Annotated in this window: 10 protein-coding genes; 1 reads left to right on the top strand and 9 read right to left on the bottom strand. The window is 59.2% G+C overall.

Going from position 1 to position 23,017, the window contains the following annotated elements; all coding sequences use genetic code 11:
• Positions 1-34: 34 nt before the first annotated feature.
• The 3 genes from QMG46_RS12555 to QMG46_RS12545 all read right to left on the bottom strand — a co-directional run bounded on the left by QMG46_RS12555 (position 35) and on the right by QMG46_RS12545 (position 3,750).
• Positions 35-1,153: a hypothetical protein gene (locus QMG46_RS12555; RefSeq protein ID WP_281848172.1), complete on the bottom strand. Its 1,119-nt coding sequence runs from the start codon at positions 1,151-1,153 to the stop codon at positions 35-37.
• Between the two features lie 507 nt (positions 1,154-1,660).
• Positions 1,661-3,256 carry a hypothetical protein gene (locus tag QMG46_RS12550; RefSeq protein ID WP_281848171.1) on the bottom strand — a complete coding sequence of 532 codons (1,596 nt, stop codon included), beginning with the start codon at positions 3,254-3,256 and terminating at the stop codon, positions 1,661-1,663.
• Between the two features lie 32 nt (positions 3,257-3,288).
• On the bottom strand, positions 3,289-3,750 hold the full coding sequence (locus tag QMG46_RS12545; RefSeq protein ID WP_281848170.1) for a DUF3574 domain-containing protein: 462 nt from the start codon (positions 3,748-3,750) through the stop codon (positions 3,289-3,291).
• 302 nt (positions 3,751-4,052) lie between these two features.
• Between QMG46_RS12545 and QMG46_RS12540 the strand changes: the two genes are divergently transcribed.
• Positions 4,053-6,509 carry a TonB-dependent receptor plug domain-containing protein gene (locus QMG46_RS12540; RefSeq protein WP_281848169.1) on the top strand — a complete coding sequence of 819 codons (2,457 nt, stop codon included), beginning with the start codon at positions 4,053-4,055 and terminating at the stop codon, positions 6,507-6,509.
• Positions 6,510-6,645: 136 nt separating this feature from the next.
• On the opposite strand, the gene QMG46_RS12535 is transcribed toward QMG46_RS12540, so the two are convergent.
• From QMG46_RS12535 to QMG46_RS12510, 6 genes are all read right to left on the bottom strand, one after another.
• Positions 6,646-7,488, bottom strand: a complete 843-nt coding sequence (locus QMG46_RS12535) for a type II secretion system minor pseudopilin (protein ID WP_281848168.1) — start codon at positions 7,486-7,488, stop codon at positions 6,646-6,648.
• Positions 7,485-8,141 (bottom strand): prepilin-type N-terminal cleavage/methylation domain-containing protein, encoded by a 657-nt coding sequence (locus tag QMG46_RS12530; RefSeq protein ID WP_281848167.1) that lies wholly within the window; start codon positions 8,139-8,141, stop codon positions 7,485-7,487. The genes QMG46_RS12535 and QMG46_RS12530 overlap by 4 nt, the downstream gene beginning before the upstream one ends.
• On the bottom strand, positions 8,138-8,542 hold the full coding sequence (locus QMG46_RS12525) for a type IV pilus modification PilV family protein (RefSeq protein WP_281848166.1): 405 nt from the start codon (positions 8,540-8,542) through the stop codon (positions 8,138-8,140). The genes QMG46_RS12530 and QMG46_RS12525 overlap by 4 nt, the downstream gene beginning before the upstream one ends.
• 159 nt (positions 8,543-8,701) lie before the next feature.
• Positions 8,702-10,042, bottom strand: coding sequence for a PstS family phosphate ABC transporter substrate-binding protein (locus tag QMG46_RS12520; RefSeq protein ID WP_281848165.1), 1,341 nt, complete (start codon positions 10,040-10,042; stop codon positions 8,702-8,704).
• A gap of 213 nt (positions 10,043-10,255) precedes the next feature.
• Complete coding sequence (locus tag QMG46_RS12515; protein WP_281848164.1) at positions 10,256-10,639, bottom strand: hypothetical protein; 384 nt, start codon at positions 10,637-10,639, stop codon at positions 10,256-10,258.
• Positions 10,640-10,802: 163 nt separating this feature from the next.
• Positions 10,803-22,970, bottom strand: a complete 12,168-nt coding sequence (locus tag QMG46_RS12510) for a filamentous hemagglutinin family protein (protein ID WP_281848163.1) — start codon at positions 22,968-22,970, stop codon at positions 10,803-10,805.
• Positions 22,971-23,017 lie beyond the last annotated feature (47 nt).

The raw sequence follows: 23,017 nt of genomic DNA, 5'->3' as shown, positions 1-23,017 counted from the left end.
TACAACGAAAAACTGGGTGGCGGCTCCCCGCCTCTTACCGGCTCCTGGCTACCAGGGCATCTTTGGCATGTCGCTTGACCACGCCCACCGCAAAACGAAACGCCGGACTCGGATCATCCAGGCGGAATGAGTGGTAGTGGGCATGCGTCCACTGACGAACGACAGCCCACCAATTGAGTGGCATCGCTCGGCGCTGTGCCCATAAGGTTCCGAAGTCCCTGTAGAAATCAACACAACCGGCGCCCACGACATACTGGAGCGAAGCCGACCGCACTTCATGTTCGAGTGCATCTTGCCAGGCCATCTCGCAGACGTTGACACCGCAGCGCGCGGCAAACTCCACATAGGTCCAGGCGCGCGAGTTGATCTCCAGGATACGAAACGCGCCATCGCGAGCGTCGCGCTTGAACTCCGCGCTGAATATCCCACGATAATCCAACGCCGCCAACAATGCTTCGAGGTGTCGCAAGGGCACCTCGACATCGATCAAGGGGATGCTTTCGCAATACGAACTGTTGCCGAAATCAGGCGGCGAAATACGGTAGCGCCTTCGCGCGAACAAACCGGTCAGGACACCGTGGCGGTCGCGAAAACCATCGATGAAATAGTGATCCGCTGCCGTGCCGGGGACATACTCCTGCGCCATCAGCTTGAACCCCCTCGCATGCAGGGATTGCCAACGGGTGAGCAGCTCGGTACGGCTCGCGACCCAGACGCCCTTTGCGCCCATCACATCGCTGAACTGTTGCGAATTGATCGGCTTGAGAAATACCCGATCGAGCTCATCAAAAGGCACCGCCGTTACGTCATCCACGCTTTCGAGATAAAACGTTCTCGGGTGCGGCATGCTGGTGCCGGATAAGAACTGCGCGAACTTTGACTTGTCCTGCAACAGCGCCTGCGTCGCCGACGATGCAGTGCTCACGGCAAATTTTGATCCCAGCAATGCGTCGGGTAGTTCGCTCATCCAGAGCGCAGCATCATCCGCACCAGCGATAAGTACAGCCTTATCCAGCGGCATGCGATCGAGAGCCTCATGACCAGCACTCCCCAGAGCGCCATCCCAGGGAACGCCCGGCGTCGGTCGATACCATCGCGATGCAGTTACATGGTCGCCTTTAGGACAGGCTACGTAACTGTCGATGCCCGCCATGCGCAAGCAGCGCAAAATACCAAGCGCGGTCGGTCCGCGACCGACGACAATTGCCGGTACACCAGCATACGCTGCGCTTCGCATTGGTCTCCCCTGCTAGCCATCGATAACGATGCCTTGCGGCGATGCTAGCACCGGCATTTGCCGGAAAAAGGCCAGAACGGGCGACTCTAACTTAAGGCCTATCAATCGCCTTCGCGTCACCGCTCACGCACAAAGTTACGACGACAGAGCACAGGCCAGTTGGAAAGCGCATTGCTGCCCCGGACTGTGCACACATCGAAAGCCCGACGAAGGCTTGGCGCAAGAAATCGCCTCCTGCTTGGCTGGCGCATCGGCCGAAAGAAACAGCCCATCTTGCACACCAAGGCGATCATAGGCGATGCGATCAACACCCATCCGCTGAAAACCCGCCTGAGTTTTTGTAGGAGCGGCTTCAGCCGCGACACCCGGTTGCGTCACGGCTTGTCGCGACTGAAGTCGCTCCTACAAAGATTGCATAAGCATCTAAGAGGTGTGGCCCACTCCAGATGGCTTGTCCCGTTGCAGCGACAACAGGAACAACACAGCTGCCAATGCAACGTAGGCCCCGACGAACTGCCACACCATCGACTGCGCACCGGCGCTCAACTGCCAGGGTAAATAAACTCCGCCGGCCAGATCGACCGAATGAATCAGGCCGAATACTGTCAGCACCGCGCCAAGCAGCACGATGCCCGCGGCACGTGCAACGCGTCCATCAATAAGCGCCACGACAAAACTTGCCCAGATCATCGAGGTGATGATGAAGCCGTTGCCTAACACGGCGATCACCGCCAACTCGGAGATGCCACGTGTGTTGTCGTTGAATAACGCAACAAAATGATCCGGCGCCACATACGTGGGATCGCTGAGCTTGATCGTCACCATGCGCGCGATTGCCGGAAAGAAACTGAAGACCACGGCAGCGGCGTAGCGCATCGGCGTGGCCTCGAAGGCCTGCACGGTAATGCCAATGGCAACAAAGACAAGAATCGGCGCGAGTACCGACAGGGGCACCAGCTCGACGATGTTCGACACATAGCCAAAAATACCGCCCAAGCCGATCACCAGACCGGTCAGCAAGGTATAGCCGCTACGCGCCCCCATGGCTTTGTACGAAGGCTGTCCGATGTACGGCGTTGTCTGCGCGACGCCGCCGCAGAAACCGGCCACCAAAGTGGCCAGCGCCTCGACCAGCAGGATGTCGCGCGTGGAGTAGTCGTCGCCGGCGGCGCGCGCGCTTTCGGTCACATTGATACCGCCGACAACCATCAACAGGCCGAACGGAAGAATCAGCGGCAGATACGGCAGCGTGTATGCCAGGCCATGCGTCCATTCGAGCGTGGGCAGCGGCAAGGCGAAGCGCCACTCCCATGCAGGCGGCACGTGGTAGCCATTCCCCAGCAACCCCAAAGGACCAAGCAGGAAATAGAGCAAGGCGGCAACAACAAAAGCCACCAACACACCCGGAAGGCCAAACGGCAGACGTCCTCGTGCCACCAGCGCATACAACACGATACCGAGCCCGGCAAAGCCGACCACCGGTACTTTCAGAATCTCCACCAGCGGCAGAAAACCCATCAGCACCAGCGCGATGCCGGCAATCGACCCGAGCAGCCCGGCGCGCGGCACATGCCGCTGCACCATCGCGCCGAAGAACGACAGCACCGTCTTCAACACGCCCATCACGACCAATGACGCCATACCCAATTGCCAGGTCGCAACGGCTGCGGCATGCGGGTCCATACCGCTCTGTTTGAAACTCAGGAAGGCCGGTCCCAGCACCAGCAGTGCCATGCCGATGCTGGTGGGAGCGTCCAGGCCAAGCGGCATGGCAGTGACATCCTCCCTGCCCGTGCGACGAGCCAATCGCCGGGCCATGACCGTATAGGCGATATTGCCGAGCAGTACACCCAGCGCCGTGCCGGGAAACATGCGCAGGAAGACGATATCCGCAGGAAACCCGAAGATATGGATCAGCGCCATCGAGAGGAAGGCCATGATCGACAAGTTGTCGACCACAAGCCCGAGGAAGCCATTGAGATCGCCTGACGCGAGCCAGCGACGGGAAGCAGTTTGCACGGTAATTCCTGCGGATGCGCTAGAGAAGGACTTTAGAACGAAACATCGGCCGGTTGGGTAACACGCAGCACCGATTGATCGCCGGTCTTGTGCTTCCAAGCGGCACGGATAGCTTCGACCTTGGCGCGATTCTCGGCGGTGTCGGGATAGTCGATCACCAGCATTTTGGAGCGCAGCCGCTCGGGCGAGGTCTGTTGCTTGCCCTGCCATTGGCCGTAGACATCGATCACGCTCAAGCCATCCGGAAAGCGCGATGTCACCTCGCGATCGAGAAACGCACGCCAGTCCTGCTCGCTAACGCCGCTTTTCGTATCGTCGGCCAACCCAAGTCCAAAGTAGAGACGTGTATCGACCCAGCCTTGTGCCTGCGCCGGATGGGCGGTGTCGCCATGTAGCGTCGAGCCCGGCGTCGTCGACTGTACGGCGCAAGCGGCCAATGGGAGAAGCAAAGCAAACGTCATAAGCATATGACGCGCGGTTTTATCGAAATGCATTTGGACATCCAGACGTATAGATTGAAATCGCAAGAAGTATTGACAAGCCTTCACCGCAATGCAACAAATACCTCACCTGCCCGTCAGGCCCGTGCCCACTGCCAACGCACGCTTTAGCTTTTCCTGGGAACCCGCTACACCGTGATTTGCCTTGTCCCCGCCAGCACCATGCCGCATGCGCTAACCGCGATGCGGCGATGTTACCGCCGCTAGGCGTTGCCCGCTCGCGGCGCCTTGGCGCCTCTCTTACCAACCTCGCCCGCGATCTCGGGCGAAGGCACCCGTTTGTTCAAGGACCATCGATGTTGCTTTCTACTCTGCGCTTCCGGCATAGCCGACTGTATATCGCCCTTGGCCTGGGCCTCGCCGTGGCGCCCCTGCATGCGCAGCAAGCCGCCGACGACCAACAGGCAAAAACGCTCGAACAGGTCGTCGTCACAGGCGTGCGTGCCAGCGGTCGCACCGCGCTGGAATCACCCGTGCCGATCGACGTGCTGACGCAGCAGGATCTGCGTGCCGCCGGCGCCGTCAACGGCGAGCTGGGTCAGGCACTGGCAACGCTGCTGCCGTCGTTCAATTTCCCCCGCCAATCTAACTCCGGCGGCTCCGATCATGTCCGCGCGGCGCAGCTGCGCGGACTCTCGCCGGACCAGGTCCTGGTGCTGGTCAACGGCAAGCGCTTCCATACCTCGGCACTGGTCAATACCGACACCAAGATCGGACGCGGCACCACGCCTGTGGATTTCAACGCGATCCCGATCAGCGCGATCAAGCGTATCGAAGTGCTGAGCGATGGCGCCGGCGCGCAATACGGCTCCGATGCCATCGCCGGCGTGGTCAATATCATCCTTGACGATGCGCACGAAGGCGGCGAAGTGGTAGCCAACTACGGTGCCAATCACACGCACTTCAGCCCGACAAACCGTGATATCACCGATGGGCAAAGTACGTTCGCGAGCGCGAAGTTCGGCACCCGACTGGCTGGCACCGGCTTTTTCGACGGCGGCATTGAGGTCAGCCATCACAACGCCACCAATCGCGCCGGCTTCGATACCGTACCCGATTTCATCGCCGACCCCACGCCCGCCAATCTGGCGCTGCAGGGTCGCCGCAACTACATCGCTGGCGATCCGGAAAGCGAAAGCTACAACGGCTGGTTCAACAGTGAACTGCCGTTGACCGACACGACCAAGTTGTATGGTTTCGGCACCTATACCCAACGGCACACGATCGGCGACAACTACTTTCGCTATCCCGACAGCAGCGCCAATGTCCCCTCAATTTATCCGGACGGCTATCTGCCCCAATCGTTGGGTCACAACCGCGATGCGCAGGTGGCAGGCGGCGTGCGTGGACGATGGGGCGACTGGAACTACGATGGCAGCTTGAACTGGGGCAGTAACGCGTTCGACTACGACCTGCGCGATTCGCTGAATGCCTCGCTGGGCGCGGATAGCCCCACGTCGTTTCACATTGCGTCCTATCGTTTCGACCAGACGAGCGCCAACCTGGACACCAACCGCGATTTCAGCATCGGCAGCCGGTTTCTTACCCTGGCACTGGGCGGCGAGTTTCGCCACGAAAGTTTCCAGACCAAACCAGGCGATCCTGCTTCGTATGCCGTCGGACCCATCGTCGACGCCCCCGCGGGCGCACAGGCAGGCGGTGGCTTGCAACCGCAGGACGCGGCACATCTGACACGTCAGGTCAAAGCGCTGTATGCCGAAGCGTCCAGCGACATCACCGACCATGTCTTTGTCGATGCAGCCACGCGTTATGAGCACTACAGCGATTTCGGCGGCAACTGGAGTGGCAAGCTCAGCGGACGTTGGGAATTCGTACCCGGCTTTGCGTTGCGTGGCGCGGTGTCGAACAACTTCCGCGCACCGTCGCTGAGCCAGATCGGCTTCGAATCGACCACCAGCGGTTACGGTGCCGACGGCAAACTCGTCACCGGCCGCATCCTTTCGGTCAATAACCCGCTGGCGCGCGGCTTGGGCGCCACGTCACTGAAGCCGGAGAAGTCACGCAATATCAGCCTGGGTCTGACCGGCCAGATCGGCAGCCAGTTTGATTTCACCCTGGACGTCTACCAGATCCATATCGACAACCGGGTAACGCTCTCCGAGACCATCGACAGCCCGGGCCTGGAAGATTATATCCTGCAGCACTTCGGCGTGCCCGGCGTGCAGAGCGTGGCGTTTTTCACCAACGCGGTGGACACACGCACACGCGGCGCCGAACTGGTGGGCAACTACCACATACCGTGGGCCGGAGGACAATTGCTGTTGACGGCCGCCTATAGCCACAACAACACCGACATCCTGCACGTTCGCGCCACGCCCGAACAGCTCGCGGCGACTGGTGCTGGCAATGTGTTGTTCGGCGACGAAGAGCGCAACACCTTGACCGACGCCGCACCCAAACAGCGCGGATCGTTTACCGCGAAATGGGACAATGCGCGCTGGAGCCTGCTCACCCGCTTAACACGCCAGGGCTCAACCGTACGCGTGTTCGATTTCGGCGGCGGCTTCGAACCCGAGCAGCGCTACGCCGCACGCTGGCAGCTCGATGCGGAAGCGGAGTACCACGTCACCAGGCAACTGAGCCTGGCCCTCGGTGGCTACAACATCACCAACCAGTACCCTACCCGCTCCAACAGCGATATCAATTACGGTGGCAATTTTCCGTATGACGTGATCTCGCCGATCGGCACGAATGGGGCGTATTGGTATGGGCGGGTGCGCTATACCTTCTGAGCCCACTCAAGCTTGTTTACCCACCATTGCGCGAGCCGGCTGAGCGATTTGAGAAAAGGCACCACGTCGATGCGCAGGCGTGGTGCCGATTAGCGCCCCATCGTTTATGCGCTTTCCGAGAACAAGCCGCTATCCATCAACCCACATCTTCCCGCCAGCGGAAAATGCGATAAGCGCGATGGTCGTCAAGCTGGGGGTGCAACATCAACGTGACGCGCAGTCGAGTGCGTATACCGTTAGGCAAACTGGCCGTGGAAGTCACGCTCAAGACGCTGCTGCCACCGCCCCCTGTAATAGGCACCCCATTTGGAAGCACTGGAAGCACGCCGTCCAACGATGGCAAAGCCTTTCGCTTCTCGACATACGGCTCGGTCTGGGCCAGGTTCATATCCGTCGTAACGGCTAACGCCAATGCCGACTCATGCACGGGATTTGGCCCCGGCGAGATCGACCAAAGCGTCAATATAGGCTCCACCTTGGTGTAGATATCCGCGGGCATGCCCGGCACCGTTTGCAGGTCTTCAATGCTTACAAACCCTCCAAGCGTCGAAGACTCATCGGAATCGTCCAGCTTACGCCAGGCTTGAACATGGTCCACCAGCGCACGGCTATCGTCATCGCTCATGCCTGCGATGACAAACATTCGCTGCAGCAGCTTTGGGTCGGCTCTGTTCAAGTTGATTTTGCCGTCTTCATCATCGATAGCGACGCTGACATCTGCATCGCCCAGCTTGAAATGATAAGAACGCCCATCGGGTACCCAATGTTGAGTGCGGTCCTTCAAGAGCATCACGTACACCGCACGATCGATACCGCCGAGCGCGGCGTAATGCACAACACTCTTATCCAACTGCCCGCGCGCCTGCACACCCTCGACATGTGCCGTCATGGCAAAGCCGCCGAGCACGATCGCACCGAGCGTACAGGCCCAAAGGACCACCAGAAGAGCGATGCCGCGCTGCGCTCTCATATGGATCATGGCGTCACTGGAAGTCTTGATGCCGCCGTGAACTGATTAATGGCAGCTATATCCATCCGCAGTGGCACTTCGAGACGAGGCCATGCGACCGATCCGGCAAGCTCCAGGTCCACTGCAATCATCCTTGGCAACCGCGCCGGATAAGGCCAGTTCGGCTGCCATCCCAATGGCCTACCTTGATCATCGTCGCCGGCGTATAGAAACTTTCCGCTTTTTATTCCTCGCAGCAGTACCTCCGGTTCGCTCGGGACGATGGGCGAACCTCGACGCGAAGGAAGCTTGGAAAATGCCACCTCCAACCTGTAGGTATCCTCGCCGTCCTTTATCAGAACCAACCGCTGCAGTTGCAAACCCGTGCGTTGGAGATATCCGGGTAACGGTGCCACATAGGACATGCTGGAGGCGTCGCCACGAAATACCACGTGTCCACCATCCGGCGCGATCTCCCATGGCACCATCAGCAGCTGCGTATATTCGTTACGCAGGAACTGCTGACTGGAGCGTATGCCATCAAGTTGCTGCGCGACGTCGGACCCGGTTTGCGCCGTATGCGTAGTTACCCTGAGGCCGGAATACGTGCCCAAGAGAAGCAAAGCAAGCAGCACCAGGACCGCCAGCGTTTCCAGCAAAGTAAAGCCTCGCGACGCATTCAAAGCGGCACATCCGGTGGGGGCGCCTTCACATTGGGCACGACGCGCAGTGTCTCGAAATGTTCGGTATAGACCCGGGGCTTGTCTCCCCACGAGACATCCAATGCGATTTGATAAATCCGAACCTGCTCATCCTCATCTTGTGTAGGGATGACATTGAGATGCCAACGAAACCGATCATTGAACTTTCCCTCGCTTTGACCCGGACGAGGGAAATCCACAATGTAAAGTTTGTCCAGTAACGAACTGGCCCAGAGCGCGGCCTGCGTATATTCGGTCGAGCGAGCTGTCAGGTTGAGCGAAGATGCTCCAACACGCAGCAATGCACCAAAAGCTATGCCAAGAATCAAAATGGCGGCAATCACTTCCAATAGGCTAAAGCCACGATGGCGATGACCGATCATCTTTCGATGGCTCGCATATTTAGACGTCTTTTGGAGGTATTAATGCTTGCACTCTTTTCTTTCCATCAGATGACTAAATCCCATGCGGCTTATACGAATAGAAAAAGAAAAGGGGGCAAAGCCCCCTTTTCTACGAAACATCCTGTTTCTTGGTAGACCTTAGCTCGACAGGCAGGTCAGCGCCTTGGCGGTGTTGATGCCCGTACCGGTCAGCTGAGCATAGCCCGGCTCGGTGACGGTGTGGTTCTGCGGGAAGATCATGAAGCTGCGCAGCGCGGTCAGATCCGTGCTGTTGCCCTTCTGGTTCGCGATCAGATAGGTCACCGCAACGATCGGGTAGTTGGCAGCCGGCTGCACCGCGTAGGTGCTCGGGTCAACGATGCCCAGGCAGTTGGCAACCGAGTTCGGAGTCTGAGCCGCCAGGGTCGCCTGACCGGTGCTGTTCACACCGGTAATGGTCTTGTCGAAAGTGACCGTCACGGCGAGCGAAGCGGGAAGATCCGCGATCGGATCCTTGCCGCCGATCGTGGCAATGTTCACCAGCTTCGTGGGAGTACCACCAGCCGGATGACTGAACGCATTGCCGGCTTCGGCATAACCGATCGTGCCGTCAGTCGACGCAACGGTGCTGACAACGAGCGGGTTGCCGCTCACACCGGTCTTCGACGACGAGCTATTGAGCGCGGTCAAACCGATGACGGAAGCGGTGGACGTGGACGAGAAGAACGTCTGTTGGGTCTGGAAATGGCCGCCGCCGACCGTACCGCAGACATTCGCCAGGTAGTTGCCGAAGTTGAACGAGGTGCCGCTACCATCCGAACGGAAGACCACATTGATGGTCTTGCTCGGGAGGGACGAATTCAGCGTCTTCCAATCGGTGATCGCACCGGAGAACACGCCGCAAACCTGCGCCTGGGTCAGGTTCAGGGTGGTGCTGCCGAGGTCAGCGTTGTTATAAACGATGGCAATGGAGCCGGCGATGGAGGGGAACTGGACCGGTTCGCCTTTCGCCGTGCCTTTGTTAGCCACAAACGTGGCGTACTCGCTCGACGCATACGGAGCATCCGAGCCGATGAAGTCCGGCTGCACCACAGCCGTGGTTGGGACTTGGAATCCAGGCGGATTGGCGGCGGGCGGGGAGGCCGGGAAACCGGGGTTGCAAACGCCGTTGGCGATCAGGGACGGACTACCGCTGGTGTCGCCGTTGAGAACACGCTTGCCGCCGCCACTGCCGGTCTGGCAGTACTGCACGCTATTGGTCGTACCGCCCCACTGACCGAAGATCGAGGTAGAACTCACGTCCGCCGGCAGCGTCAGAACACCGAGCGGCGTCGTGGTCTGGAACTTCCAGCCGACATAGGCGCCGGCAGGCAGGGTCGCGCCACCGCCGTACAGCGTGGTGCTCATGGCGCTCGTCGCCATTGCCGCGCCGACGCAGAACAGGACTGCACCCGCGAGCATTTTCATGCGGGTATTGGCCATAGTAAATCCAGAACTCATGGTGTATCCCCTTGCATTTTATTGACCCCCGGAATTGGGGGCCTGCTATTTGTACAGTCGGCCAATGACATCGCAATTAAGAAAAAAAGTCGCCGAATATTCCTCATCCATTACAACGTTAATTAAAGATAAAAACATAAAGACAAAATACAATCGCCATGTTTAATGAAATATTATTCATTCAAATAAATAATGAGATGAAAATCACACTTATCAAGTGTAATTGACGCGGAATTCACGCAACATGGAAACCACCTCCGAATCCAGATCGGGACGCCTTGCCAAGGCATCAACTTCTGGCTCATCGAGCTCTTTCAATACATATCTCACCGCCGAACGCCTGCCCTCCCGACACCATAAATTAAGTACATAGGGGAGCGCTTCAACCAGATCACCAGCGGATTCGCTAGTGGAGCGACGCTGCAAGCGCCGCTTGACTACATAATCGATACGCATAGCGATGGCCGTTCCATGGGCTTGAACGAGCTCTTCCAATTGTCCACGCCCGCAATGATCAATAAACCAGTCAGCAACGCGATACTGCTTGGCGTCAAATAGCTGGCGTAACGTTTCCGCAAGAACGTATACGCCGCTCATTGCGAAAATCTCACAAAACAACGCACGCAGACAACCGGCCGCTGTAATGCGGATGTTCTATTCTTCATGTTTAGCCACCGAATCTTCCTTGTAATACATCCTGACCACGACGACTGCCGCGGCTGAACAAGGCGAACCCGAGAGTTCGCCTTGTTCGAGATCGCTATTCGGAAAGAGCCTGCTGTTCCGCTGTCGTCAATACCTTGCGCTTGGCACTGCTCAAACGTCCGGCACCAAGTACCTGTACAGGGCTGGCCGGGTCGTAAGCGCCATCGCCCGGAATGCCCTGCACGCTACTGCTGTTTTCGCCCGAGCCGAGCACATGCACGGAGATGACCGATGGTTGCTGGTTTCTCGCATCGTTACGCTGCTTGTCGGCCATTTCCTCGGCGACATGACTGACCGCGCTCGCGGCCGCGCTTGCAGCGCTAAGCGCACCGATATTTACCGAGCTTGCTACAGGAACACCGATCTTTTCGCCCTGCACCTGGATGTTATCCGCGTTAGCGACTTGCGCGGCGGCAACGACCAGGTTACCTGACACGCGGATACCGGCATCACCTGCATCCACCGTACCTCTCGGTGCCATCAAGAACGCGTTGCCGACAGCAGCACCCGCAACGGTCTGCAGCGTCGCAATACCTGCACCACTCACCTGCCCGGCCGGGTTGATCAGGCAATAGGCATCCAAATCGCAGATATACGTAAGCGGCGGAATTTCCGTGGTGGTTTTGGCGCCCTTGCCAGCATTGATGTCACCGTTGGAACTCCAGGCAACGATATCGCCGCCTTGCTCGGTAAAGATGCGGCTCTGCGCCAGCAGCACACTGCGATCGGTAAAGATGTCGATATCGCCCTGGCGCAACGTCAACACGCCCATGCTGTTGGGACCGGCGATGACGTTGCCACGGCTGTCTGTTATGACCGGCGGCGCCGAGCTACTGCCCAATAGGGCTTCGCCGCCCGGCGCTAGCATCGCGATATTGCCACCTTGCTGCGTCTGGATGGTGGAGTTGCGGATATCCAGATCACCCGTGTCTACGGTCTTCTGCGCACCATTGATACCACCCGCCCCACTTCCGTTGTCGGTATAACCCAAAGATGCAGGGAACAAGCTGGATAGCGCCTCGTAGCCACGCGCGTATTGGCCATGATAAGGACTTGTGCTGTCGTTGTAGTCCTGGCCAACGGTGGCAAGGATCTTGAACAGCGCTTGCTGTACAAAAATTCGCTGCACTTCCACCGGTAGCGCCTGGAATTGCGCCCATGCCTGGTCTACCGTCAGATTACTGCTGACCTGATCCTTGACCAATCCAGTATCCACCACCAAACCGGAGGTGTAGTTGTTCATGAAAGTCACCAGAGCCGGCGTCAAGCTGGCGATGCCCGCCACGCTCGAGTTCGGATCGATGTATTTGGCGATGAATGCCGACTGGTCGATACCTGGCCCCACGCCATAGAAAATCTGCAGCGAAGCACCATTGTCTGGCAGCCAGGGATTGAGCGCGTTACCGATCGTCTCGATACCGGTTTGGCTGTCTCCATTGATCAAGACGTCCTTCAAGATCCCGGTACTGGGCACAGGCGCCAGATCCACCTGACTGGTCAGTGGGCCGATATCGCGCCCCGCCAGTATCTGCAGGTTGCCGGGACCCGATTGCAGAATAACTGGCGACACCAGATTGGGGATCTCGCCAGCGTTGAACAATCCGCTATTCATCAATAGCGAGGTGTCGTAGATGTCCCGACCCGCACTGATCAAGGTGACATCGGAATCGTGGGTCTGTTGGCCAATAAACGCGAGATCAACGATGTCCTCGCCCGCGATGATGCGTGCCGGCTTGTTTGGCACGAGATAGACGCCATCGAGTCCGCCGCCATCCCCATTGACGATATCGCCCGTCAACGCATACACCCGGACCGGCTGTTCGTCGGCGCCGTGCAAAGGCTGAGCCTGATGCAACAACGATGCCTGATCCGACCAACCTGGCAGGTTCGAGAACAGATAGCCGCCGGCGCGTAGCACCTGGTTGAACGACGAACCGACACCACCCGTCAATGCATCGATATTCAATGGCGAGGGCAATAGCGAGGCCGGTGCATCGATCAGACCCCACGCAATATGAACATTGTTATTGGCTGCCTCACGCGCGTTGTCGAAATGAATCGAGTCGCCAGCGAGCAAGGAAAGATTGCCATTGGACGACGGATACAGTTCACCGCTGGTCAGCAGATTCAAATTGCCGTTGAGCGATGTGAGGCTTACCGAGGCAGGTAGAACGAATCCCGCGCTACCCGGCGGCAAATCCAGGCCGCTGCTTGGGACGAACAGCTCCAATGAATTATCGAGCGTGCCGAAGTTGACGTCGCCCGATGCCGAAAGCACGGACACCGATGACGCGGCACTATAGCTTTGCCCATCGAAGTGACGCGCAGGCAACGACTTGTCCAATAGCAACGGCGTGGTTGCATCCAGCCAGGATGGATTGTAAACGCCGCCAATATCGGCACCGCTTCCCGCCTGCACGGTCAACTGAGCATCTTGCACAGCCAACAACGTGTCCACTGGGGTACTGATCGTTATGAACTGGCCGTTATTGTCGACAGCCCGTTGGTTGTAATTGAAATCCGCACCAATACGGCCCTGCGCGGTAATGTTGCCCGCCCCCTTGGCGACGAAATAACTGCCGCTGAGAATGTCACCACCCGCGTTGACATTGAGGTTGCCGCCGCCCACGGTATTTACCGTCTTCGAACCGGAGGCATCGGTGGTCAGGTACCAGGTGGTCGGCAACGAAACGGAGAGCTGGCGAATATCGCCACCGGCCTCGACATCGACGTTACCGCCGACACTCATTACACCCTGATCGAACGAAGAGAAATTGATCGACGAGCGGCTGCCATCGACGGGATTGCCCATTTGCATCCACTGCCACCAGTACTGGGCGGTGGAGAGGCCTTTCGTGCCCGTAACGCTGCCGTCGGTATCGAAGACCTGCTGGATGCCGACAATATTGCCGCCGGCGGTTATGGAAATGTCGCCACCATCGACGGGATTGACCGGGTTGCTGACGACCATTTCCGGGCTGCCTGACGGCTGGACCAGCGCAGCCGTTGAGGCGCCCCCGGATGTCAGCGGCACACCCGCGGCATAGACCGCGGCCGGCGCAAGATTATCCAACCAGACGATATCGCCAGACGCGGCAAGGTCAATATTGCCGGTGCCCGTGCGAACCAGGGTCGGCGCGTAGACCGTACTACTGGTTGCCGCGTCGTCAAATTCGGTATGGCCACCGAGCATCAGCTGCCCGGATCCAGCAGAGCTCACTGGGAGCACCGCAAGCGGGTTGGCACTGCCTACATCGGCGCCAGCAACGAGACGATAACTGCTGCTGTTTCCGCCACTGAGCGTCGCACTCAACAACGGCAGCGGATTCTGCGGCGTGCGAAGCGGCGACGGACTGTTGTCGAGTGTCGGGGGTGCAGATGGGATCGTGCCGACAGTCGGCGGCGCAGCCAACACCTGGAAATCATCGGGAAGGGTGAGGTTCACCAGGAACTGAGCGTTATCGACCGCCGACACAAGATAAGGATCGTAGGCAGTCAAATAGCCTGGATAATCAGCGAGCGTCGTCGGTAGCGTCGGCGCCGCAATCGTACCGGGCGCAGACACAGGGCCGCCAAGCCCTTCGCCAAAAGCAATGACGTCAGCAGGCGTCAAACCCGTTCCGCCGCCGCCTACCGTGTCGGACACATTCAAGAGGTACTTGGCATAGAGTATGTACTGGCTGTAGTACTGGCCTGCGTTGCTCTGGCCCATCACGTCTTCGTCTGGCATGGGAAACCATTGCGCAGTCCCCCCTCCAATATCATTGGTCACCAGCGCATCGATCATGTTCCACTCAGCCAATGCCTCATCATAGGTACCTGTATCGTCCGGTGCAGCCCCCTTTTCCACGTTGGCACTTTGGAAGAAGCCATCCGTGATGCTGGCGCGGATGTCCAGGTTGTTCACAGCGCGGAAATTGAGTATGGGCGCTTGGTTGCCGTAGCGATAAGCCAGACTGAGCGTGCCATCGGCATTGCGCACACCAGCGCCGAGATTCCATGTCGTGAGTACGCTGATGTTGCCGCTATTGACCGAGGTATCCGGATTGACAAGATTGATACCGGGACGAACGTTAAAATTGGCGACAGACGCAAAGCGCGACCCAAAAGCAAATCCGGGGTTCTCTACAAAACCCATCAATGCGCCTGGACCTTGCGATGCGTCGCCATTGAGATATCCGTAGAAACTCTGATGCGCTGCATTCACCGCATTTGCATCCGGTACAAAGTAGTACTTGGCCAGGTAATCGGCCATTTGCTCCGCATTGTTTGGATCCGGGGCAGCAACGGGATTGCCCTTGGCATCGACAAACTGACCGGCAACGAGCACAGGAGCGCCTGTGGTCGGATCTGGCACATACCAACCGGCCGGATCGATTAGCCCATCGAAATGCTTGGCCGGGTCGCCTACGGCGTCGCCGCTACTCCAAGTCGCATCCGCTTCCAGCGTGACGCCCCTAGCGTTATTGATTTTTGCGCCACTGGCGATATTGACGAGCACATCGCCATCGGAAAGAACAGGTGCCCGCAGCAACAGGCCGCCATCGCCGCCGTCACCACCCATATTGAGTACCGCATGCTCGCCCAGGATGATCTGCCCTGAGCCCACCGCAGTAATGTTTTCATAGCCATAGTTGGCATTGAGCGAACCATCGGACTTGCCGCCCGTACCGAGGGTAATATCGCCACCCTCACGCCCAGGTGCCGTGGCAAAGCTCGACAACGTGCCTTCGACATCAACGCCCGCCTGCCCATAGAGCTGAATGGGGCCGCCGAAAGTGCCGGATGCGTCGATGGTTCCATCCACGTGAACCCAACCGCCGCCCTGCGCCGGATCGCCGTCCGCCGTCAGCACGACCTGATGCGCCACGAGGCTGCGCCCCGCGTCCAGGTCCAGATTTCCGGTATGCGTATGAATTGAAATAGCGCCGTTGATGCCACTCGGGGCGAGCACGTCGGCAAGGCTGTTCAAGTCGACCGTGCCGTTGACGTCCATTTGCAGCACGCCACCCAGGTAGTTGGAAGCAGCCCCACCCTCGAGCGTTCCAAGTAGCTGGGCATTTCCACCCGACTGCACCACCAGCTTTCCGCCGTTGCCGCCCTGTGAGGCACCCGCGATGTCAATCAACGATTGGGCAGACGCCTGAATATCTCCGTTTGCCGCATCGAGTGTCACCGTGCCACCCGATGCAAACGATTGGACGTCATTAAACGTCTTGGCGGCGCCTGCGGCATTCAAGCTCGCACCGTCATCAAGCGTCAGGTCGCCGGTGGTTGCGTCCAGAGTGATAGAGCCGGCCTGGGCCACGAGTTGCGTGGCCACCTTTACCGTTCCGCCCGACAACGTCAGACCGCCCCCGAAGGCCGTGCGACTCAATGCGGTGCCGGCATTTCCCTCGATATCCAACGCGCCCGTCGTATGCAGCTTCAAGGCGGCGCCCGAATCGGCCAGCACAACGGGCGTATTGAGCGTAACGTCCAGATTACCGAAATCGAAGTCGCCGTTACCTTGTGCCGCAATGCCTTGCGCGACTTTCGCCGAGAATGCATCGAAGCCGTGGAGCGTAAACGCACCCTCGCCGAGGTCGAGTTCGTTGGCCTGGAGATTCAATGCACCACTACCGCTCGCGAAGGCCGATGTGCGCCCGGAGGTATTGGTCAGCCCCAACTTGCCGGCCGCGATATTTACGATGCCACCGTCGCCTTCAAGTGCCTGTGCGTCGAGTTCGAGTCCATTTGCAACATCGACGTCGACGTTGCCAATAAAATCGAGATCGCCTCGGCTCCGCAGCACAATGCTTTGCGCGCCGGCGAGCTGAGCCAAGGTGGCGCCGCCGATCAACATGCCCGATGTGTCCGTCACCACACCGTCACCCACAAAGGCGATGCGATTGGCTGTGACATCGACATTGTCCGCGGCGAGCAAGGCATTCGCTCCTACGTGCGTATTTCCGGTCGCATCGATGCTCAAGGCATTGGCAGCGGTAACGGTCGCGCCGTCGGCAATGGAAATATCGCCCGTGGCGGTACCTGCCGCCCCGTCCACGCCCGTGACGTTCTGGCGAACGATCGGACTCGGTGCGCCACTGGACACGCGCAGGAGCGCGCCATCGCCACTGACCGCCGCATGCGTGGAATCGCCCAGTTGCCCTATCAGCAGCGGCGTGCCGATCAGGCCAGTCGAATCACCCTCACCGCGCAGGACGCTGCCTGCATTCAATTCAATACCGTTACCTTGACCATTGGTAACCAGGATGATCTCCGGCGCTACGAGAGACTGCGCCGCGTCATTAGCCACCACGATACTCTGGGCCTTGACGTCGATAACGTCGCCATCGCTGCTGGCGGTACGCGAGCCTCCAATAAGCAGGCTGGACGCACCCAGCGTGCTCAGATCGGCCGCATTGATGGCCAGATATCCGTCAAGCGCAGGCTGACCCGAAGCGACAATTTCAATGGCCTGGCCGGCGATATCGACTTCCGCACCTCGACCTCCCGTACCCATACCGGCCGTAAGCGTGGCACCGAGCTCGAGTTGTTGCCCGGCTTGCAGCAGAAGATTTCCGGCATCTCGCGCAAGCGGTGGCGCGACATTGCCATTGTGTTGCGCCTGCGCCGAGAAGAAGGTGTCGGCGTCGGTCAGCGTATATTGCGAATACTGCTGCCAAGTGGCACTCGATTGTACGTCGAATGTCGTGGTGCGTGCGCTGCGTGCGCCGGTGAGCGCATCGACAAAGTAACCGGCGACCACGTTTGTTCCGTCCGGTGTCGTGGTATTACGCCCAAGTACCGCGTCTTGCGATGACGTGTCTTGCACGACGCGGAACGCACCGGGCAAGGTCGCGTAACGTGCCGGCAGCAACGTATAGACGCCCGGCGCAAGTCCGGGAACGCCCGAAAGATAGACCGCCTGTCCCAAGGAAGGGCCTGCGCCTGCACCTTTTTCCAGTGCAGCATCATGAGCAGATACCGGCGCGGTATAGCCTGGAACGATGGCGTAGATAGCGCGACCATCCGGATACTGGGACTGTGCGGTGCCGGTCGAGCTATTCGTGTAGTTCGGTTGCGACTGCGCCAGGACATCGCGCGAACCTCCCGTACCGGGGACCCACTCGAAAGCCTGCAGCTGGCCGCCGCCCGACAAGTCCACCGTGGCGCCTTGCTGCAAGGCCACCTGCTGCCCATTGATCTCGATCTGCTTCGCGGGAGGAGCGATGATATCGCTGCCCGTCACTGCAGGGTCGGCGTCGTAGCGCCACTCCTTGCCATCCAGGGTACTGCCGAAAGGCAACGTCGCCCCGCCCAGCGACACCGAGGTCACGCTGCCGACGGTCAATTGCACGCTATCGGTTGTCGGCAGCGCAAAGGTCGACGAGAGGCCCAGCGCCGTGCGCTCTGCCACCGGATCGGATACGCCAAGGGTGATATCGCCCGAAGGCACCCACAACGTACCGCCCTGAACAATCTCGTTTGCGGCTACAGCCAAGGTGCCACCGGCCGAGAGCGGTGTTGAGCTGTCGGAATGGCCGTTGCTGCTGAAAGTAACGGTTGTCGTCTGCGTGCCGTCCAAGGGGGCAGCATCGATCAGGAAACTGTAATCGCTATCCGGATAAATGCGCGTAGCGGCGAAATCGAGATTGCCCGTGGTGTAGAGCCAACCGGTCTGCGGTTGACCATTCTCATAAGCATTCAGCGGCGGCAAGTAGAAGCGCAAATCGCCTTCCGACTGGAAGGACGCATCCGCAAAACCTTCCAGCGACATTTGACCGCCAAGATCGATAAAGTCGGCATGGACGGCAAGCTTGCCGTCACCACCCACGGCCACGGGTTTGGCGCCGCTATTGCCGCTGGCGAGATAAACATAAGGCGCGTTGATCGATACCAAGCCGGCGCCACTTACCGTGCCGTTACCCGGCAAAGCCGTCGTTTCCGCTGGCGCCGCAATCAGCGCCGGAGCATTGATGCTTACGCTGCGACCAAGATTCAGCGTGACGTTGCCGGCAAACACCACCGGCACTTCCGCGTATGCACTCTGCGAATTGCTATCTCCCACCACTGGCCCGATGGAGAAATCGGCCATCCCCGAACCGTCAAGGCGATCGGCGGCAAAATAGAGCACACCCGCCGAGCTTCCCGATCCAATCACGTCACCCGGCTGCGCACCCGTCGGTACCAAATCGCCGCTTTGCTGCAACACCACCGCTTTCGGTGAAGGCTGACTCGTATTGGCGGCCTTCAAAGGAAGAATAGACAAGCTGCCGCCCAATCCTTGTGGTGCCCCCGCATGCGCATCCAACGTCGCATCGACGAACATGCCGTTAGCAGCGGCTAGATTGATACTGCCGGCATCGCTCCATACCGCCGTCGGCGTCGTTGCCGGCACGGGACTACCAAGTACGCTCTGTGCCGAAGGCAAATCATAGACGTCACTTGCACCGGAAACATCGAGTCGCGAACCGCTTTCGGCAACCAGATTCGCTTCGGCATTCAAATCGATCGCGCCACCATCCAGCACCGTGCCCGTACGAGGAATAAACCCACCCTGCAACGTACCGGAAACCGAAGCGATGGGATTGATGAGCGAAACGCCACTTGTGTCGATAACGCTGCTCGCTCCGATCCACAGTGCGCGATCGGGAGCCGCGAAAACCCGGGCCCCGTAGCCAATGTTGTTGAGCGTGATGCTTCCTCCATGCGCGGTCACGCTTCCAAAGACATCCAGATGATCAGCTGCCTGCAACAGGACCGAATCGCCGGCATCGGCCGTCAGCGACGCGCCTTCACCCACTACGAGCGAACCTGTAACACCGGAATAGGATGGCGTTGTCTTGTTTCCTTGCGAGACCCAACCGCTATACAAACCGGCCTGAATAGATATTCCGCCGGCATTGCCCGCACCTGCCGTACCCAACCACCGATGGTAGTCATCCAGATAGCCGATCTGGGTCAAGCCACCCGTGTAGATGTCCGTGCCGGTTGTCGCTGCAGCAAGCGCATTGTAATTGGGTAGCAAGTTTGCTGCGCGGACCTGAACAGATGTGCCCGTGGCAATACTTGCATCGGTTTCCGATATGAGTTTGTAGCTGGCAAAACCTTGCCCGGAGAAAAACGAAGCCGGCAGATACAGTAACGGGATGGGGGAGTCTACCGAGGGAGTGCCGCCGATCTGGATCAGAGGCGCCTCCAAAGTCAAGCTGCCACCGCCGGAGAATCCATACCCCAGCAATGTACCGTCAAGAGCCAGGGCACCTGCGTTGAGTGATGTCGGTCCGCCAAGTGAAGTAAAGTCCGAGGGCAACTTGGATGCAACGTGTGTCGCAATGCTGATGTCACCGCCGGTACCGATGGGCATATCGCCACTGGTCGCGACGATCCCATTCTGTTGAACATAGCCGCCGCTGGACACGTCAATAACGCTTCCCGCAGCCAGCGTAATTCCCCCTGTCTGATCAGCCCCGGAGGTATTGCTCTGTTGCCAAGTCGACAGACTCACTTGGCCGCCATTGATGTATTGGCTGCCGGCCATCGTGTCAGTTGACAGCCCGCTGTCATTGACCCACAGGCCCCGCGCATCAAGCTTGCCGTTGGCATCGACAAAAATACCGCCACCAGCACTGGCGAATCCAATTCCCGTCACATTGATGATGCCGCTTGCGGCTTGCAACGTACCGCTGATCTTGACGCTCGCGCCGGTCAGATCGATTTCACCGCCTGGCTGAACACTGAAAGTATGGGCATCGTCTTCGATGGCCCCACCGGTCGATACCTTCACTCGCGCAAAACCGCCACGCTCGATCAGATCGGCTGGCAAGAGATACCAACGTGTTTGCGGCGAGCCTGGTTCATCTGGCTCCCCACCGAGCGCTGTATCAGCATCAAATAGAGGATTGATCGATTCTATGGGGGCCGCGCTGTCGACGAACTTAAAGTTTACGCCCGCGGCCGAGACACCCGCTTCACCGGTATTGATTTCGAACGAACCGTTGGACGGAGCGTTTCCCTGGGATACCTGGTTGCGTCCGCGATAGGCCTGCGCCGAGTAACTGCCATCAAGCTGTGCAACGCCCGTCACACCGTTCCCACCGATGATCAACGATCCGGCATCGACCCCTTGAATAAAGCCGGTATCGTAACGAACCATGCCGGCCAGCAACGGATTGGAATAGGTTTCGGTCACACCCCAACGTGCATGATCCGCATTGAATTGGCCGGCAAAGCCGACGTAATCCATATCGGGATCCGCCGAAGCGATGTTGTAGATTCGCCCATCGGCGCCCAGCAAGTTGGGTGTCTGGATCCATCCCGCCAGGTAGTTCAGGTAACCGCCATTGAGGTTGAGCTGCGATCCGCTTCGAGTAATCACCTCGTCGGCCGTGAGCGTGATCGTGCCGCCCTTCAGCATCAACTGATCGATGCTGCGCGGCACATTTTCAACGTATCCGGCAGCGTTCAGGACCGGACTACCGACCCAGTCCAGGCCATCGGCACGCGTACCACTTTGCGAACTGTCGATAACCACATTCTTCTGTGCGAACAGGAAACTGTTCCGCAACAACGGCGAATCGGCCAGTTCGTTCTGGCCAATTCGCGGAATGCTCACCAACAAGGCCGACATGGGCAGTTCGACGTCGGTCAAGCCCGATACATCGATGATGGCACCATGGTCGATATACACGCGAGTGGGCGTCGGCGAACCGCCGGTGGGAATCGCCAGCAAGCTGACATTGCCGCTCGGCGCCTCGATGAGCGCACCTTGATCGAGAACGATGCTCCCCGTGGAAGCAAGAGTGATCGAACTGGTCTGGAATGCCTGATCCGCGGCGCTGCTGGAGGACGTGGTTTCACCGTCCTTTTCAGGCAGCACGGTGATTACAGCGTTCTGTCCAAGCTCCACGTTCGAGGTGGTGGCACCTATCTGAATGCCATTGAACGTGATTTTACCGGGGCTGGTCAGACTGGTAGAAGCGACCACCACGCCGTTCTGCTGCAACGACGTACCGAGCCATTGCACATCGCCACGGCGCGTCTGGATCACACCGTCGTTTTCAACGGTACCGGTCCAGTTCGGAAGCAGGGCCGGGCTATCGCCGCGAGCGACAGTGAACGAACCGGAGCTCCCGCTGCCCGGAGCCACATACTTCAACCGGTCGGCCGAGGCGAGAATGGCGGTACCGTCATCGGCAACCAGTGATCCACTTTGTTGAATCGTCGGCGCGGCCAGCAAGATATAGCCTTGCGCCTGGCTTTGTATGGAGGCGCCCTTCTCGACGGTTATAGCACCGCTCGTCACCACCTTGCCCGAAGCCGAATCGACCTGTCCGCCATCGACCAGAAAGGCCGCTAGCTGATCGTTATTGCTGATCACATGATTCGGATCGTTCGTTTGCGCAATGCCGCTCTGCAGGAAAAAGGCATTGCTCGCATTTACATCGCTACTAAACAAGTTCATCGACGTCGCCAGCAGCGAATGCGTATTCACCTGGCTGCCGGCGCCGAACAGAATGCCGTTGCGATTGATCAAGTAGACCGAACCTTCGGCCTTGATCTGGCCAAAGATCTTGCTAGGTCCGGTCGTGTCGTTGATGCGATTGAGCGCAATCCAGTTATTGCTACCGTCGGTCTGGGTACCACCGGTCTGGTCGAAATGCAACGTGGTGTGGCGGCCGACGTTGAAGCTGTCCCAGGTCAGGATGGCTTTCTGTGCGGTCTGCTTGACCTCGACATTGGTCTGACCGTTGCTGACGCTCTGCGTCGGCGCATTGGCGTTCTGCCATAGCGCCGGATTGCTGGCGATGCCGGCGGCGACCTGCAGGCCACCTGCGGCGATGCCGTCGGGCACGGGCGAGCCCGCTTGCGCCGCAGCAGCCTGCTGAGCCGCCTGCTGCGCGCTGATCTGTGCGGCCACGGCCTGCGCGGCGCGGTTGAGGTTCTGTAGCGCCTGCTGCACGCTCTGCTGTTGCTGCGCCTGGGCCGCGGTCAGAGGCGACAGCCCTGGCACGCCCGCCGAACCCGGCGTGGCTTGCGGGTTGCTGCCCGTGGCGGCCTGGCGCTGCGAGGCCAGCCACGCCTGGCTCAGCGGCGGACCGCCGGCGTGCGCGTGCATCGCGCTCATGGCGAAGGCTGCGGCAATCCATTGCGCCAGCGGGCGCCGGTGCATCGGGGCCCTGTTGCTCGCGCCCTGGGACGCCGGTTTCTTGCTGGTCGGATGCAATGGCTTGATCACGCGAACCTCTTCCCCTGGTGTGCTTTGTCGATATGCGCAGCACGACC

The organism is Dyella sp. GSA-30 (assembly GCF_027924605.1).
In the GTDB taxonomy this organism is placed as follows: Bacteria; Pseudomonadota; Gammaproteobacteria; order Xanthomonadales; family Rhodanobacteraceae; genus GSA-30.
Note: the sequence above shows the minus strand (reverse complement) of the source record. Positions and strands in the feature narration are given on the sequence as shown.